This window comes from Acinetobacter sp. BIGb0102 (assembly GCF_003815055.1).
Taxonomy (GTDB): domain Bacteria; phylum Pseudomonadota; class Gammaproteobacteria; order Pseudomonadales; family Moraxellaceae; genus Acinetobacter; species Acinetobacter vivianii.
The window spans coordinates 201,183-217,302 of the sequence record NZ_RKQE01000013.1; the positions used below are offsets into that span (position 1 = coordinate 201,183).

14 protein-coding genes are annotated in these 16,120 nt (G+C 40.5%); all 14 read right to left on the reverse strand.

What is annotated here, in order from left to right; translation table 11 throughout:
- Nucleotides 1-894, reverse strand: a complete 894-nt coding sequence (gene truB / locus EC846_RS12260) for a tRNA pseudouridine(55) synthase TruB (protein WP_123775320.1) — start codon at nucleotides 892-894, stop codon at nucleotides 1-3.
- A 138-nt stretch (nucleotides 895-1,032) separates the two neighbouring features.
- A complete protein-coding gene (rplS, locus tag EC846_RS12265; RefSeq protein ID WP_004657502.1) occupies nucleotides 1,033-1,404 on the reverse strand; it encodes a 50S ribosomal protein L19 in 372 nt (123 codons plus the stop codon).
- A gap of 192 nt (nucleotides 1,405-1,596) precedes the next feature.
- A complete protein-coding gene (trmD, locus tag EC846_RS12270) occupies nucleotides 1,597-2,337 on the reverse strand; it encodes a tRNA (guanosine(37)-N1)-methyltransferase TrmD (RefSeq protein ID WP_005259937.1) in 741 nt (246 codons plus the stop codon).
- Nucleotides 2,338-2,382: 45 nt separating this feature from the next.
- On the reverse strand, nucleotides 2,383-2,931 hold the full coding sequence (gene rimM, locus EC846_RS12275; protein ID WP_004776004.1) for a ribosome maturation factor RimM: 549 nt from the start codon (nucleotides 2,929-2,931) through the stop codon (nucleotides 2,383-2,385).
- A 16-nt stretch (nucleotides 2,932-2,947) separates the two neighbouring features.
- Nucleotides 2,948-3,205, reverse strand: a complete 258-nt coding sequence (gene rpsP / locus EC846_RS12280; RefSeq protein ID WP_004776006.1) for a 30S ribosomal protein S16 — start codon at nucleotides 3,203-3,205, stop codon at nucleotides 2,948-2,950.
- Between the two features lie 163 nt (nucleotides 3,206-3,368).
- A complete protein-coding gene (locus EC846_RS12285) occupies nucleotides 3,369-3,803 on the reverse strand; it encodes a type IV pilin protein (protein WP_265936699.1) in 435 nt (144 codons plus the stop codon).
- Between the two features lie 109 nt (nucleotides 3,804-3,912).
- Nucleotides 3,913-8,100: a pilus assembly protein PilY gene (locus tag EC846_RS12290; RefSeq protein WP_123775322.1), complete on the reverse strand. Its 4,188-nt coding sequence runs from the start codon at nucleotides 8,098-8,100 to the stop codon at nucleotides 3,913-3,915.
- Between the two features lie 12 nt (nucleotides 8,101-8,112).
- The gene (locus tag EC846_RS12295; RefSeq protein ID WP_005259943.1) at nucleotides 8,113-8,844 is read right to left on the reverse strand and encodes a pilus assembly PilX family protein; all 732 of its coding nucleotides are present in this window, start codon (nucleotides 8,842-8,844) and stop codon (nucleotides 8,113-8,115) included.
- Nucleotides 8,841-9,869 (reverse strand): PilW family protein, encoded by a 1,029-nt coding sequence (locus EC846_RS12300; protein ID WP_069578504.1) that lies wholly within the window; start codon nucleotides 9,867-9,869, stop codon nucleotides 8,841-8,843. The genes EC846_RS12295 and EC846_RS12300 overlap by 4 nt, the downstream gene beginning before the upstream one ends.
- A gap of 1 nt (nucleotide 9,870) precedes the next feature.
- Nucleotides 9,871-10,356 (reverse strand): type IV pilus modification protein PilV, encoded by a 486-nt coding sequence (pilV, locus tag EC846_RS12305; protein WP_123775323.1) that lies wholly within the window; start codon nucleotides 10,354-10,356, stop codon nucleotides 9,871-9,873.
- Nucleotides 10,353-10,856 carry a GspH/FimT family protein gene (locus tag EC846_RS12310; RefSeq protein WP_123775324.1) on the reverse strand — a complete coding sequence of 168 codons (504 nt, stop codon included), beginning with the start codon at nucleotides 10,854-10,856 and terminating at the stop codon, nucleotides 10,353-10,355. Before EC846_RS12310 ends, pilV begins: the two co-directional genes overlap by 4 nt.
- Before the next feature lie 321 nt (nucleotides 10,857-11,177).
- Entirely contained in the window at nucleotides 11,178-11,612 is a 435-nt protein-coding gene (locus EC846_RS12315; protein ID WP_123775325.1) for a type IV pilin protein, read from the reverse strand.
- A 2-nt stretch (nucleotides 11,613-11,614) separates the two neighbouring features.
- Nucleotides 11,615-12,145: a type IV pilin protein gene (locus tag EC846_RS12320; RefSeq protein ID WP_123775326.1), complete on the reverse strand. Its 531-nt coding sequence runs from the start codon at nucleotides 12,143-12,145 to the stop codon at nucleotides 11,615-11,617.
- A gap of 13 nt (nucleotides 12,146-12,158) precedes the next feature.
- Nucleotides 12,159-16,118 carry a hypothetical protein gene (locus EC846_RS12325; RefSeq protein WP_171410026.1) on the reverse strand — a complete coding sequence of 1,320 codons (3,960 nt, stop codon included), beginning with the start codon at nucleotides 16,116-16,118 and terminating at the stop codon, nucleotides 12,159-12,161.
- Nucleotides 16,119-16,120: the final 2 nt, after the last annotated feature.

The following is a 16,120-nucleotide window of genomic DNA, read 5'->3' on the forward strand; positions in this document are numbered from 1 at the left end:
TTATAGATTTAACAAGCGTTTTGGCACCAGACGTTTTTTATCTGTGATTTCAGCCAGACCTAGACAACGTTCGCCATCGAAAACCAATACTTCAGGCGCAGCTTCATGATCAATATTACTTTCCTGACCATTTCCAAAATATTTTTCACGGCCTTCGGGCAATTGCACGCGCGGAAAATGCTCAACAGGTGCATACACAGGCAACAATAAAGCATCCCGTTGTTCTAAAGTCAGGCCTTCAAGATATTCGATGGTATAATCTGGATTAATTTCAAAATGCCCGGTTTGGGTACGGTGCAATTGGGTTAAATGCCCGCCACAGCCCAAAGCTTCACCAATATCTTCACCCAATACACGAATATATGTGCCTTTCGAGCAGGTCACATCTAGCGTCAGGCTATCTTCGGTAAAATCAACTAAGGTTAAATCATAAATCGTAACTGGACGTGCTTCACGTTCAATCTCAATGCCTTTACGTGCCAATTCATATAATGGACGGCCTTCACGCTTCAACGCTGAATACATCGGTGGTACTTGCTGAATATCGCCTCTGAATTGCGCCAGCACCTGTTCAATACTTTCTGCCGTTAAAGTTGGTACTTCTCTCTGCTGGAGAATTTCACCTTCAACATCACCCGTCGCCGTGGTTTGTCCTAACTTGACCGTAGTTTGATAGCGTTTGGTTGAATCGAGTAAATAATGCGAAAACTTGGTCGCCTCACCTAAACAGATAGGCAATAGCCCTGTCGCCAATGGATCAAGCGCACCAGTATGCCCTGCCTTTTGTGCATTAAAAAGACGACGCACCTTTTGCAATGCTGAGTTAGAACTTAAACCTAAAGGCTTATTTAATAGGAAAACACCGCTTAAATGGCGGTAAGCACTTTTTTTCATAAAAAGAAAAGTCAAAGCATAAAGACCTATTTTAGCAAAACTAGGTCGAGGATTTAGAAAAGGATTGGCTTTTAAGCACAAACAGACATAAAAAAATGCGCCAAAGGCGCATTTTTTTGCTTTACAACAAAGTTAAAATTAACCTTGTTTACGAGCTGGTAACTTTTCACGAATACGTGCAGCTTTACCAGACAACTCGCGTAGGTAGTAAAGTTTAGCACGACGAACGTCACCACGACGTTTCACTTCGATCTTAGCAACGATTGGAGAGTGAGTTTGGAAAACACGCTCAACACCAACACCGCTAGAGATTTTACGAACTGTGAAAGCAGAGTTTAAACCACGGTTTTTCTTCGCGATTACAACACCTTCAAATGCTTGAAGACGCTCACGGTCACCCTCTTTTACTTTAACTTGAACGATAACTGTATCGCCCGGTGCAAAAGCAGGGATGTCTGATTTTAACTGTGCATTTTCAACAGCTTGAACTAAAGGATGTTTACCACTCATGTGGAATCTCCAATATGTGCGGGAGAGAAGAGGTCTCTAACACCGCTGGGAATAGAGGCTAAAGCGCATATTTCCCGTTTAACTTTCCCCTTAAGACAAACGTCTTAAAGAGCCTATTTTTAACTTAAACCAAGTTTAAGTAGAACTCGAAGCAAAGCTTCTCGTTGGGTGCGAAGATCAACTGATATCAGTTTAACCTTTCGAATTTTTTAACCATTTAATTTGCTGTTTGCTCAACTCTACTTTTTCAACCAGTTCTGGTCGACGATCTAAAGTTCGTTGATAACGCTGCAAAAAACGCCACTTCTCAATATTGGCATGATGTCCTGATTTAAGTACCTCAGGCACATCTAGCCCTTCGAAATGGTCAGGCTTTGTATATTGTGGACAATCAAGAAGACCATCTACAAAAGAATCTTGTATCGCAGATTGCTCGTCAGTCATGACATTGGGCAAACGGCGAATAATACTATCGAGCAACACCATGGCAGGAAGTTCACCGCCCGATAAAACGTAATCCCCGATTGACCATTCTTGATCAACATAATGCTGGATTAAACGCTCATCAACGCCCTCATAACGCCCACACAATACAATCAAACCATCATAATCAACGAATTGTTGTACTGCCTGCTCATTTAAGGTTTTGCCTTGCGGTGACATATACACCACTGGGGCATGAACACAGCCTGCTTGTGAAGCAAGTTGTTTGGCATGATTAATTGCTTTTGCCAAAGGCTCAGCCATCATCACCATACCTGGGCCACCACCGAAAGGACGTTCGTCCACCCGTTTGTAATTGCCCTCAGCAAAATCTCGTGGGTTAATGCAAGTCACTTGCACGATGTCACGCTTTGCTGCACGTCCGCTAATCCCGTACGCTGTAATCGCTTCAAACATTTCAGGAAACAATGTGATGACTGCAAAAAACACCGCAGACTCCTCTATTTTCCTGCTGCGCTACTTCCCCTAAAAGGATTAGTAGTCTACGCCCCAATTGACGTAAATACGACCAGCTTCAAGATCAACGCGTTGTACCACATCTTTATGCCACGGAATCATTCGCTCTTCGGCATCAACACTGTCAGCAGTCGCTTTAACGACCATGACATCATTGGCACCTGTTTCAAACAGTTCGTAGATTTGACCGAGATTGACTTCTTGTTCTTCATCATCAAGACCTAACACGGTTAAGCCTTTAAGATCAGACCAGTAGTACTCGTCTACATCTGCTTTTGGAAGCTGAGATTTGGCAATCCAGATATTTGCGCCAACCAGATTTTCTGCACCAGTGCGATCATTTACGCCTTTTAATGCAACAACCAAGCCTTTGCCATGTGGTTTCCAACGTTTCACATCTATTGTTTGCCAACCTGCCTTGGTCTCAATGTACCAAGGAAGGTAGTCAAACATATTACTCATAGGTTCAGTATTTGAATAAACCCAGAGCCACCCATTCAATCCATAAGCTGAACGTAACTGTCCAATCTGAATACGATCTTCTGGCACATTCTGTGTCGATGTCATGGGCTACCTACTACTATTACGCAGCAGTTGCAGCTTTTTTAGCTTGAGCAGCTAAAGAAGCAACGCGCTCTGAAGGTTGAGCACCTTGAGCAACCCAGTGAGCAAAACGGTCAGCGTCTAAACGAACTTTTTCAGCTTTACCTTGTGCAGTTGGGTTAAAGAAACCAATACGTTCGATGAAACGACCGTCACGTGCGTTACGGCTATCAGTTACAACGATTTGATAGAATGGACGTTTTTTTGCACCACCGCGCGCTAAACGAATAACAACCATGAGAACAACCTTATAATTTTTACGGATTATCCCTGCGCCGACCATCGGCAACACTTCAAACCCCTTTCATAGAGGGCGATATTCTACGTTAAATTGACTTTGAAATAAAGATTATTTTTCAGCTTATCCACAGCTTTGAATTTAATTGATAAAATCTGCTGGCTTACCAGTCTTCTTTGTCTAATCCACAATCTTGAGCTGTAATATTTGCAGGTGTTTTGGTCTTACATTTAATGCCCGCACTGGTCAAAAGTAATGAATAATTTCGCGGGCTTTGGCTCACAGCTTTTAAAGACCATGTCTGAGCATTCACAGTTAAGGTAAGGGTAAATTTTTGCTTGCCACTGCTTGCATCTAAAGGTAGCAACAACATTGTCTTGGTTGCATTATCAACATCTGCGTATGGTCCCTCATCAAGTACAGGGTCTCTTAAGAAAAACCCATCATAACTAAAGTTACGTGCCCGATGCTTTTCCAGCAGTTCTGCAACCTTTAGCATTTCCTGCTGTGCTGTAGATAGTTCTGCACGGCGGATATAAACCTGATAACTCGGAATAGCGATCGCTGCGATAATCGCAATGATTGCCACCGTAATCATCAATTCAATCAAAGTGAAGCCTGTAGCTTTAATTAATCTACTTTCATCAAAGGAAGGAGAATGCACATCTCTCCTCTTCCCTTGGGCAAGATAATTGTATTGCTTCCTTTTATTCATTACGTTCATACCAAGTCAGTGGAACCAGTTGGCGACGCATGGTATTCGTAGATAATTTGCTACTTCCGATTTTGTCTTTGGCATTTGGATTGAGCAGCTGACGTGTAATTCCATTTTTGTCACCCAGTCCAATACCCGCCCCCACCATCGACTCAACAATTCCATGCCCAGCCCCAAAACTCATCGTGGTATCTTTGACATCTTGTTCACATACACCAAAAGGTAAGCAATAACGTTGCACTGTAGTTGCGCCATTGGCCTGAATTTTACAACCATTCCCTGCTATGGTATTTGGATTATAGACGCTGACATAGAGGCTCTTATTCATCACCACCATTTCACCCAGAACCTTACTTCCAGTCTGACTGGTTAAAGCAGTTTCATTGCCCTGAGCATCCAGTTCTTTTCCAACCACACTATTCGCCTGTACATACCAGCCATTTGGAATCATCGCCTTCACTTGTACCAGATTTTTGCCTTTTAGTTCACTAGCTGTCAGCATTGCTTTAAGATCTGTGGCTAAAAGTTTTGGCGTGCTATTACTGCTACTTGCAGTGGAGAAGTTACGACGAACCACATCCTGATCAAAAAGATTATAAACAGTGCTACTTGAATTCTTATCACTATATGGCAGGCTGCGATTTCCTGATGCAATACTAATCACAGCAAGGGGTTGTTCATAGCCGTATACACTAAAATTTGGTGCTTCATAGAAACGGCTATTGGTATCTTTAAACAGCATACTGTAACTGCCACATCCGCCATCTTTGGTTCCGAAATCTTTACTCAAATCGATCCGCCAGACTTGACCTCCCAAATCACCAAAATAAAGATGATCAGTCACTCCATCTCCGTCTCGGTCAACTGCATTGATACGGCTCACAACACTATATAAGTCTTTCATTTTCATGCCATGATTGGTATCACCTGAACCACATGATGTGCTTTGATTATCGCCGCCTGCATACCAGATCAAGTCACCATTGTCTGCATCGAACATATACACCATACGTCCTTTGGTTGCATTGGAAATCACTGGTGCGGTTTTTTCATATTCCATATCATAGCCACCACCAACAATCATGACGCGTTTTGCTGCACCTTTATACATGATGCTGGTAATGGTCGGTTTAGACCAGCTTTGCCCCATCGCAGCTAAAGCCGTATTGGTTGTGGTTTTATAGGTTCCATCAGCTTGCAGACTAATAATACGATTGCGATCTGGATCAATGTGGAATTTAAGTTTAGGTTGACTGATATCACTGAGATCTAATGCATAGTAACTACGTCCTCCCATACGTAAACCACCATAGGCGATTTGTTTGCCTTTCGCGACCACTTTACCATCGCTCTTGATCTCACCAACAGTCGCGACAATTTCACTGCTGACACTGCCACTACTTACTGCTTTCATCCCATAAGCATATTCGCTATAAATGGTCCATGCACCATCAATGCCGTATGCCATATCTGCTTTTACGCCAGCTGGTTTTTCCAGAAATGCTTTGCTTTGTTGGGTATTTTCCAGCATTTCATTGGGTACAAAAGCAAAGCTTTCTTCACCAGTTTTGGCATCAATGACATGCAACAAACCTTGTGTTGTGCCAAATAACATATAATCTTTGCGCTCTTTAACACTGTTATCTGCATTAAAGACAGCTTCCTGAGTTAATTTAACAGGTGTTGAATGCAGGTTCATGCCCACTTTCCAGTTGGTACGATTTGCTTCAGTCAGATCTACTGTGGTTGCGGCATTACCCACGTTATATCCCAGCAAATTCATGAGTAGATAGCCTTTATCATCGGAGCGAGCTGTCGTTCCAGAACCACATTTGACATTTAAATAGGTATTATTGATGCTTTTAAGTGCCCCCACCTCAGTAAATTGATACGTTGTAGTATTATCAATTTGCTGGCAGTCGCGATTAATCAATACTTTACGCTCTGTAATGATCGGCTTGGTCGGATCTGAATTATCCGTTTTATTTTTCAGATTTTTAAGCTTGGCAAGCAACCCACCTTTATTCCAATCCTGAACATCATAGCTACTTGCTGAAATATCCCAGGCATCTCTCAACTTATTCACAGAGTTGTCTGTTTCAACATAGTATTTTTTGAAGTTACCGATCCAACTGGCTTTTTCAGTTGGTTCAAACATACTTTTATAAACATCGTTACTCATACGATAAGGTGTTAGTGGATCTTCAGGAATGGTTTGTAAACCTACTGGCTCGGTCGTTACTGTAATTAGTCCTTCATTAAAATCTAAAATACTTTGGGCAATACTTTTTGAATTTGATAATTGATACCATCCCCCGCCCCCATATACTCCCCAACGAGCCAGATTTGCAATATTTTTGTTATGTGCATTTTGATCGAGAGGTACAGGCAATACGTTATCAAGTATTTTATTAAGTTTATCGACTAAGTTTCCTAGACCAAGCAACGATAGAACAGGATTTAATGCTTTCACAAGATTGGCCACAGGTTGCAATAAACTTGATAAAAGAGAATTAGGGGCCTGCGTTGTATTTAAATCTGTTTTGGCACTTGGAATATGTGAAAATTCACGTCCAATCCCGCCAACACCTGTTTTTATATTGTGCGTATTATTCTTTAATACACCCGCATAATTCGCAATACAATTCCATGTTTCTTTATTCGAGCTCGAACCTGAATACCATCCTGTGGGTACAGTGCCACAATTAAAAGCCGTATTACTGTCTTTATTGATAGAACGGCTCATAATTTTTTGGACAGGCTCTGTTGCTGTCGATGACTCTCGTACATTCGAAGAGCCTAATAAACCATCAAGTAAATTTGGATCTAAGTCTGGGATACTTCCTGTTAAAACATAAATGCCTTTAGCACTACAAGATGCATTCGTTTGTACAGGTGCATTATAAACATTACCATTTTTACTTGCCGCAATCGATACGGGAAAACCACTATAGGAAGAAATATTATTATCTAAACTAGTATCATATTTATAAAAAGTGATCTCAGCTCCGCCTAACAGCCCCCCTAAAAGCCTATCTAAAAGTCCTTGATCCGAGACCCAATCATATTCTTTATTTGTATACCAATCCTTAGCTTCTATCCAATCGGTACATTTACCATCTAGCCATTTATCATCACACTCATAGTAAGTTGTACTTTTTAATAGTCCACCTTTCTTTATTTTTCCAACTTCTTTTGACTTACTTAATGTTCCTTTCGTAGTATTACCAAGTAAATATGCACCTGTCTCTGCATAAGCCGTAGCTGTGGGTGTACTTAAACCAGCAAGAGCTTTTAAATTGTCAATTAATTGTGGAATCGTTCCTAACGTACCGAGAACTAATCCAACCAAATCAAGTTTTAATAATTTATCAACAAGATTTCCTACATCCGTTAAAATATTATTAACTGGGTCAACACTATCAACCCCATTGATTACATCTTTAATTCTTTTACGTTGCGCATCATCTAATGGCTTAGCTTCAACAGCAATCATGCCAGCAAGTTCATTTTTTCCTTGACTTGAAAGTGCATTTGCTGGAAATACGGAAAGCCCTACCGATACTCCATCAGGTAGTTTCCCAATCCCTTTTGCTTCATTACCATCAATAACATCACGCACTGCCTGTTTGACACGTGCTAATCGATTATAACAACGATAACCCTTAATAATTTCAAGTGTGGCATCTTTTAAAGGTTCACAACTATCTTTTATATATTGGGCTGAGCCTTTTAAACCAAGTAAATCAGCACCCGCAGTATTATTTACGGTCTCTAAAATATTCACTACTAATTCAGATGGAATATCACAATAAGCTTGATCAATAGTGGTTGCAGTCGTATTTAATTTAATTAAACCTAGTACATCAGCATTGACTTTAACACCAGCAGAACCCAATAAACCTTTAACACCACCAAGCAAACCACCTTGTAAACAAAGTGGATAATCGCGTTGTAAATCCGCAATAGGACCTGTTCCCATACTTTGAGAAACATCCACCATCAGCATAATCACATTACTATTACTAGGATTTTGATAAATTTCAATATCACTGGCCGATGACACCGACGAAAGGATTAAAAGGCTAGACAATACTGTACAACTCAACAGCAGGCCTTTAACTTTGTTCTTTTGTTGTTCTTCACACCTGTTGAGTTTCTTCATCTTCTTATTATTCATGGCATTTCTCCCTTATGAACCTGTAGGTTCAAAGTCAGACAAGAAACGATATTCTGCGACTTGTATGTTATATATCGGTTTTTCTGTATTTTGTTTTAAGCAGGCAGCAACAGCATTGACGCCATTATTATCTATGCTCTTCGTCAGGCAACCTTTGTCAGGATCATTGTCTGCTTTAAATAAAGCATCAGCTGTTAATAATCCCTGCATTACCGATACAACATAGACACGCAAGCGAATATTGTTTTCAGTTTTTGCCCCTGTTACCTCTGTGCCACGAGATAGGTCTGCAAAAGGTGACGTTGGTGTTAAGGCTCTTTTGATATAAACCTGAGTCACAACCTGTTTACGGCCACTTGAAGTTTTTGCTGAAGCCTCTGTACATGCACCCGCACCAGAACTATTAATATTAAAAGACTGACTATTTAGCCGATAACCCGCTTTACTTAATGCAAATGGATCCGTTCCTGAAAAACAAAATACGAGTTCTGCATCTTTGTTATTTTCGTTTTTAAAGAATCCCACAATGCCATTTGCAGAGGCTAAATTTTGTTGCGTGTTCGGATCTTGAAAATACATTAATGCTGCATCCGCATTTTGGGCCAACAAAGTCTGGATCTGATGATTACTCACCAGCTTTAATGAACTCACACTTTGACGTATCGCCAGCGTCCCAATAATCGTAATCATTAATAAAATCATGAGTACAACGATGAGTGTCGCACCACGTTGAGCCTGAATCATGTTCCTGCCCCCCCATTTGTACAGGTTGTGGTCTTACTGCTATCACAACCTTCCGAAACCCAACCCATTGCGTTTCGTAAAGAGATCGTTTGATTCACTACCTGACGTAAATAATTATCCTGATAGGTGGATATCAGATTGACTGGGGTACCCAATACTTGAAATGGCTCTTTATTCCGTTCTTTAATAATCGACTGATTACCAGTTCTATCATCAGAACGAACTAGTACTCCCAATTGAATAGCATGGACATGCGGCCGAACAGCCTGTGTAACGCCATCAATATTTTTTGACGTTGCCTTTAAGGCCATATAGTTTTTAATATCGGCATAGGCCAAGGTACTATTTGCACTATTGAGGTCGCCATCCATATAACCCAAACGTACCTGAAAGAAATCAACATTAGGTAAAATGACCTGACTGTCTTCCCAAGCAAGTTTTAAACGATCCGTCGATGTCTTGGCATCCAGTGAAGCTTGACTATATTGTGCAGCTTGGCAGCGTAAAGACTTACGTGAATCTTTTACAGTAGAATCAACATAATAGCGCTGCACCACAAATGTCCCGCTACTCACATCCTTACCCGAGCAGTCCAACCCACCTTGTGGCGCTTGATAACGGATAAGTAATTGATCATTGGTTAGGCCCGTCACATTGGCATTACCAAAACTGGTGAGCTGATTATTGGCAAAGCAATCTGCACAATTCAGATCAATCTTTTCACCAACATTGTTTGAGGTCAGCAAAATTCCCGCATAACCAATCTGGTCATTGACGGCGGGTACAGGCGAACTTAGATTGGCTTTACGAATATCATCAACAATAAAATTTAAGCCCAAACTGGCATTGTCCTGAATATGTGCCATGGCTTTTTGTAATTTATAGCTAGTAATCCCAGTAATAAACAGTTGAATTGCCGCAGCGACAATCAACAAACCTAAAGTCAGTGAAATCATTAGCTCAATCAATGTAAAGCCTGATTGACTGTTGGTATATGGCTTAAAATCTGCAAGGCTTCTTCCCATTTTAATAAGCCTCCAGAAACAGACAATGTGATCCTGAAACGTAAGCCCCATCTTTTATACATGAAGCAATTCCAGTATTTCCTGCCAGATTGGTCTCGTCCCAGGCGACATAAATACATTGTCGGTTATTTCCAGTTGGGCATTGATCCACAGCGAGATTCATTCCACTATCTTTGGCTTGTAACGCAGCATTTTGTAAATCTTGTAACGCGATCTTTTCAGGTTTATCCGCTACATTTGATACTGCGATTTTTGGCACCTCTACTGCTGCAACCTTATATTTCCCTGCTCGAGTCGCCTGTGGATTTGCACGCATTTTCTCTGCCAGATCGCGTGCAATGGTGAGTGCTATCACCTGCTTATTAGCTTCCAGACTGGAATCCACCGCCCGTAACTGCAAAGCAGCAAAGCCTAAGACACCGATTGCCAATAAAACCAGCGCGACCAAGACTTCAACCAGTCCAACCCCTTGTTGTTTTATATTCATGGGCAGGTTCCTTCCGTGATAATGGTATCCCCAATGACACCGACCCGAACACAATAAGAAAGACCTTGTCGCTCCAACATAAAGTCTTTTTGTGCAGCAATGCTGCCATTGGTTCTAAAGCTGAGACTTGTGGCTGAGGCATTTGTTTGAGATACGCCATTTTCTAAACGAGCAATAAAAATTCGTTGTGTTTCAGTTTTGGGAATCGAAATTGCAGTCGCACAATCATCGATCGATAAAGATGCCAGACATATACCAGTGCTTTGACGAAGTAGAACTGCTTGGCTTCTTGCTTCTGAAACCTTCATCGTCAGTTCACGTACGGAGGACTCTAACTTTTGGCGGTTATACATGGAGGCAAATGAAGGTGCAGCCATTAAAGCGATAATTGCTAAAATAGCGATGGTGATGATCAGTTCAACCATCGTAAATCCCGAGCAAGGTTTGGCCTGTGCACAAGATAAAGCGCGATGCTCCGCGTCGTAATGGGCTTGTTGCATATAGTCCTCCATATGCACAAATCTTTTTGTTGTAACAGCGCTCTCAAGTATTTTAAGTAAGTAAAATCAATTCATTATATAAATGAGAGAAGCACTATTTTTCGTGATTGTTTTCATGTTTAGTTATCAATTTCAACCTAAAATACACGAAAAGCTACCATTAGGGGATAAAAGGTATAGAACAGCAGATAAGTGATAATTTGATCACATTCACTCGTTATTATTGTCAATAATGTTAAATAACATCAAAAAATATTCATAAAAAAAGCAAACCTCTTTAGGGTTTGCTTTTTTAGTACCGCTTGGATATTTATCTAGATGCTAACGGCCATCCCAATTTGATGTAGCAGAAAGTGTACATATAGAGGCGCCTTTGTCCCAGCATTTTTGTCCTTCACTATTTAGAATTAAAGCTCCATCTCCTGCTTGAGCAGTCGTTACAATTGGTAGAGCTGTTAAGGTCCAGGTTGAGGCCGACACACTTAAATCTAAATCATATAAAGCTGTCCCACTTTTAGGTATAACATCCCCTCCATAAATACCATCAATCGTTGCATTGGCATAGCTATGATTCACGACTTTGAATTGGCTTAGACGGTGAGCAATATCCATCATTTCGGCCTGTGCATCTGTCCGCTTTGTTCGTTTTACATATTCCTGATATGACGGATAAGCAATTGCAGCAAGAATCGCTACAATCGCTACCACAATCATTAACTCAATAAGTGTGAATCCTTCTTTAGTCTTCTTATACATGATCAATCATCCCCACCGTCATCATCATGCTTATAGTCACAACCCACACCCTTTGCTGGATCTGTCTCAATATTAACTGCAGTAATCGTTTCACACTCCACCCCAGTACTGGTCAGCAAAAAAGATTTATTTCGAATATCGTGACTAATCGCTTTAATCGCCCACCTTTGCCCAATCGCCTCTGAAGAGGTTAACAACGGATTCCCAGTACTACCATCTACAATTGTAAGAGTATACTTAGGGCTAGCGCTTTCCAGAGGTAAAGTTAACTCTTGCTTAGTCTCATCAAGACTATCGACCCGGGGACTTGGTGGAGCTGGATATAAATAACGTGGATTAAATCCCCTATACGTAAAGTTTCTTAATTTATGTCGCTCTAATTGCTCAGCAATTTTATGCATTTCCTGCTGAACTTGAGCTGCTACAGCACGACGAGTAAAGTGTTCATAACTAGGTATAGCAATTGCCGCAATAATTGCAACAATCACAACAACGAACATTAACTCAATTAAGGTGAAACCTCTATTCATCATAATCTGATCTCACCTATTTTTTTGCGTAACGCTCATACCATCGATTTGGGATAAACCGCATTGAACCGCCAGCTTCAATAAATTTGATGCCATCTTTACAGTTTTCACCCACACAACCTTTTCCAATATCATCAGGATCAGGTACTACAATTGACTTCGTATTTCCCCCGCTGACTGAGCCGACATTTAAACTCACAATACCCGCACCAAGGTTATAGCTATAGTTGGCATCCTCAGCACAGACCCCTGTTGGTAAACATATGCGTTGTGTAAAACTTTGTCCTTTGACTCCAGCCCCACAGTTCGAAGAAGTTCCATCTTCTGAAGCATCATACATCGTGACATACAAATTCCCCTCCATCGCTATTAATGGAGTTAAACCTTTGATTACACTTTCATCAGCATCAAGATGATCACGTCCTGTTGCACTAAACTTTTTATCAAATCGAAAATACCATCCACCCCAGCCTGTTGTGGAGTTTGCTACTGCGCCGGTTACTCTCGTTCGATTATTGCCATTAGCCTGATCTTTACGTACCAAGTTCTCATAACCTATATACATAAGCTTGGTTGTTGCTGCTGTCATATCTGTCGTTGCTGCCAAAGTCCGGGCAGAGATATTAGAATCAGGATAAAACTGTCCATTAGGATGAATATCATAATCATAGACAGCATAAACACCATCATACTGTAATCCTGAAGAATCACGCTTACCCGTAGTTACAGGAGAGTCACTTGTCGCCAAAAGTGGTGAACTTTTATTTCCTGAAATAAAACTTACAACAACTACATTCGCTCCCTCAAGCTGATCTGAACTATGATGTGCTGTAAAGACTGGAGAATAATAAAAACGCGGGCTTGTACCATCAGCTTGATGCAAATCAAGTATTTTCGTAATTTGACTATTGAACTTGTCAGTATTTCTTGAAAAATCTACACGGAATGCCTGTCCAGCTAGATCACCAAAATAGATATGGTCAACCATACCATCATTATTACGATCGACAGTTTTAATTTCACTAACAACACTATATTTCAAATCATTGTGAGAAATATGTGGAATAGCCTCTACAGTAGAAGAGCCTCCATCTTCTGGAGTCGAGGTTGACTCTTCTGAATCAACAGTCGTATTGGCATACCAAAGTAAGTCACCACTATCGGCATCAAACATGTATACGCCTGAACCCCTTTGATTTTCTTGCTCGTAGTTATATTGTTCATAGCCAGCATAACCTGTTCGAATACCATTCGACCATAATCCGTCACCGTGATCGCCACCAGCATCGTAGCCCCCACCGACAAACATCACCAGTTTACGTTGACCTTTCCAATTGACATAGTCAAGTTTTGGTTTAGACCAACTTTGCCCCATGTTCCCAATTGCAGAAAATGCTTTGCCTTCAGGATGAGCTTTCGAGTAGACCTTACCAGTGCTTGGATCGATATGAAATTTAAGGGCAGGATTTTCAATATCAGTCAAATCTAATGCGTAATAGCTACGCCCCCCCATGCGCATACCGCCATATACCCATTGTTTACCTTTGAAGTTTTCCTTATCTTCTGAGGAACCAATTGCATTACGAACAGCTTCTTTTACGGTTAATGTTCCGTTTGGCTTAGTCACATATACCGTATGTGCAGCCCACTCCCCGTCCAATCCATAATAAAGGGAGTTTTTACCGCCAGTTAAATTACCTGCATTTGATCTAAATGTTTCAGCCTGTTTCTCAATCATTTCTGTCGGTACAAAGCTAAACTTTTCTATACCTGTTTCTGCATCAACAACACTCAATAATCCTTGTGTTGTTCCAAACATGACATAATCTTCACGTCCAGTTGTGCCGATATGGATTTTCCCTGTAGCATCTCGAGTTGCTTCAGCCTTGCCCTCTTGAGTTAATAATACTGGTAATGAATGATAGATACTGCCCATTTGGCGTAATGAAGCAGTCATCGTAGATAAATTTAGACCATTGGTCGCAGTTGCTGTTGGGATGTTATAGCCCAATAATGACATTAAGCCTCTTACACGAGGAGCTTCATCATTTTTAGTTTTTGCATCAGTTGTATAGGTGTAATCAATACGATTTAAATCAAAATTACGACTAATTTGCTGGTTTGCACTTTTTGTACCATCGAAAACATAATCCGTAAATACTTTACGCCCAGCGGTTGTGATTGAATCTTCTCCATCAGTAATGGTCTCCGTACCTAACTTTAACTTACTTAATGCACCATATTTTTCATAAATAGGTGTATCTGAAGGATAAGATGTACTTGCAGCCCCCCATATATCCCGCAGATCCTGTAAAGTACTTTTCAAAACAACAGTACTTGCATCACCACTTTCACTCGCATATACCCCGTTATTGACCACATAGTATTTTTTAAGGTTACCAAACCAAAGCTGTTGCGTATCTTCAGGCTTAACTTTTGGCTCAAACTGTGGAAAATATGCAAATGGCTGAATAATTTCTGGATTCAATGCATCCATGGGAATTGTTGAAGAACCAGTACTAATACTAGGAATTGAACCACCAACCTTGTCAATAAATGCATTAAGACTTTTTACAATTTCCTCGGAGTCTTTAGCAGCGATAAATCCTCCTAAACCATATTCGCCACCATCTTCTTCTAATTGCCCCCAGTCATGCGCATTTTTAGCATCTTGGTTCATGTCATTATATGAGCCATCAAATACAGAACCGAACCCAACGACTGCAGTAAGTACTTTACGTTTATCATCCTGTACGCCTAAAGCCTTTTTAATCACACTTGGATTATTTAGTGATTTCGCAAATGCACCTATTTGTCCCCAAAATGATCTATAACTTCCAGAGTTATTCGCTCCACCCGATAAGCTCGAGCTATTATTATAATCATCAAGCCCTAAAGCCTTACCCATTAATACATTATTAGGTGTATATTCAGGAGATTGTGGTTGACCATCTGTAAGAAAATAAATCCCTTGCCCACTACATTCAGCTACGTCGGAGGATTTATTTAATGGCGTTACATAGTTGGAGCCTGAGACAAGACTTTCATCAGTTAATTTAGAGATATTAATCCCACTATAGCTCCCCCCACCAGTCGTTGTTCCCAAAAGATAGGCTGCTGCTTCTGCATACGCAGCTGAGGTTGGTGTACCTCCTGTTCCTTTAAAATCAGTTCTTTTAATTAAATTTAAAACCTTAGTCCGCTGCTCTGACCCCACCTCTCCCCATTTATCGGCGGGTATTCGCATATAGCCTCTTTTATTATTTTCTACCATATTCCCCCAACGATCTACTTCATAATATGGGAAAGTCCCAATACCAATTTTTACATCTTTTTTAATACCTGCAGGATTTGTGATTTCATTATAAACAGGGGCCATTGCTAATTTATACAAAGCTTCTTTTAATCGACTAATACGATCATAATACCTACTTCCCTCACTCCGTTTAAGATAATAATCATTTTGGCTACTTCTACTTGTAATTCGGTCATAATTACTCAAATCTGTTGGTCGCTTACTTGATGTACTACAATTATTAATATTGGCATCATTTTCTGAACGACCACTTTTACCACAGCTCCACCAACTTGTTTGGCTCTTATTACTACGATAATAATATCTTGCCCCCACATGACAGTAGTTCCTAGTGTATCCTTCAGATGTAAGTTCACCTATTACTACGATATCCGAGGTTAGATTACTAGGTAAATCACAAGCATCAGAACCAACATTACTATTACTAGAGTCCATACTCCCTGATGTATCTAACATCATGACAACAGTACCAGTAGAATTGTTTTGCTGGCCTGCGATATAAATCTCTGAATCGGCCGCATGACTAACTACACTTGTACAAATCAAAGAAGTCATTGTTGCTGTTATTGCACTCACCTTAAACTTATTTAACCAGTCACTTTGCTGCACTCCGATCTGTACATCATTATGGCGAACTATTTTCATTTTTAACTTTTTCATAA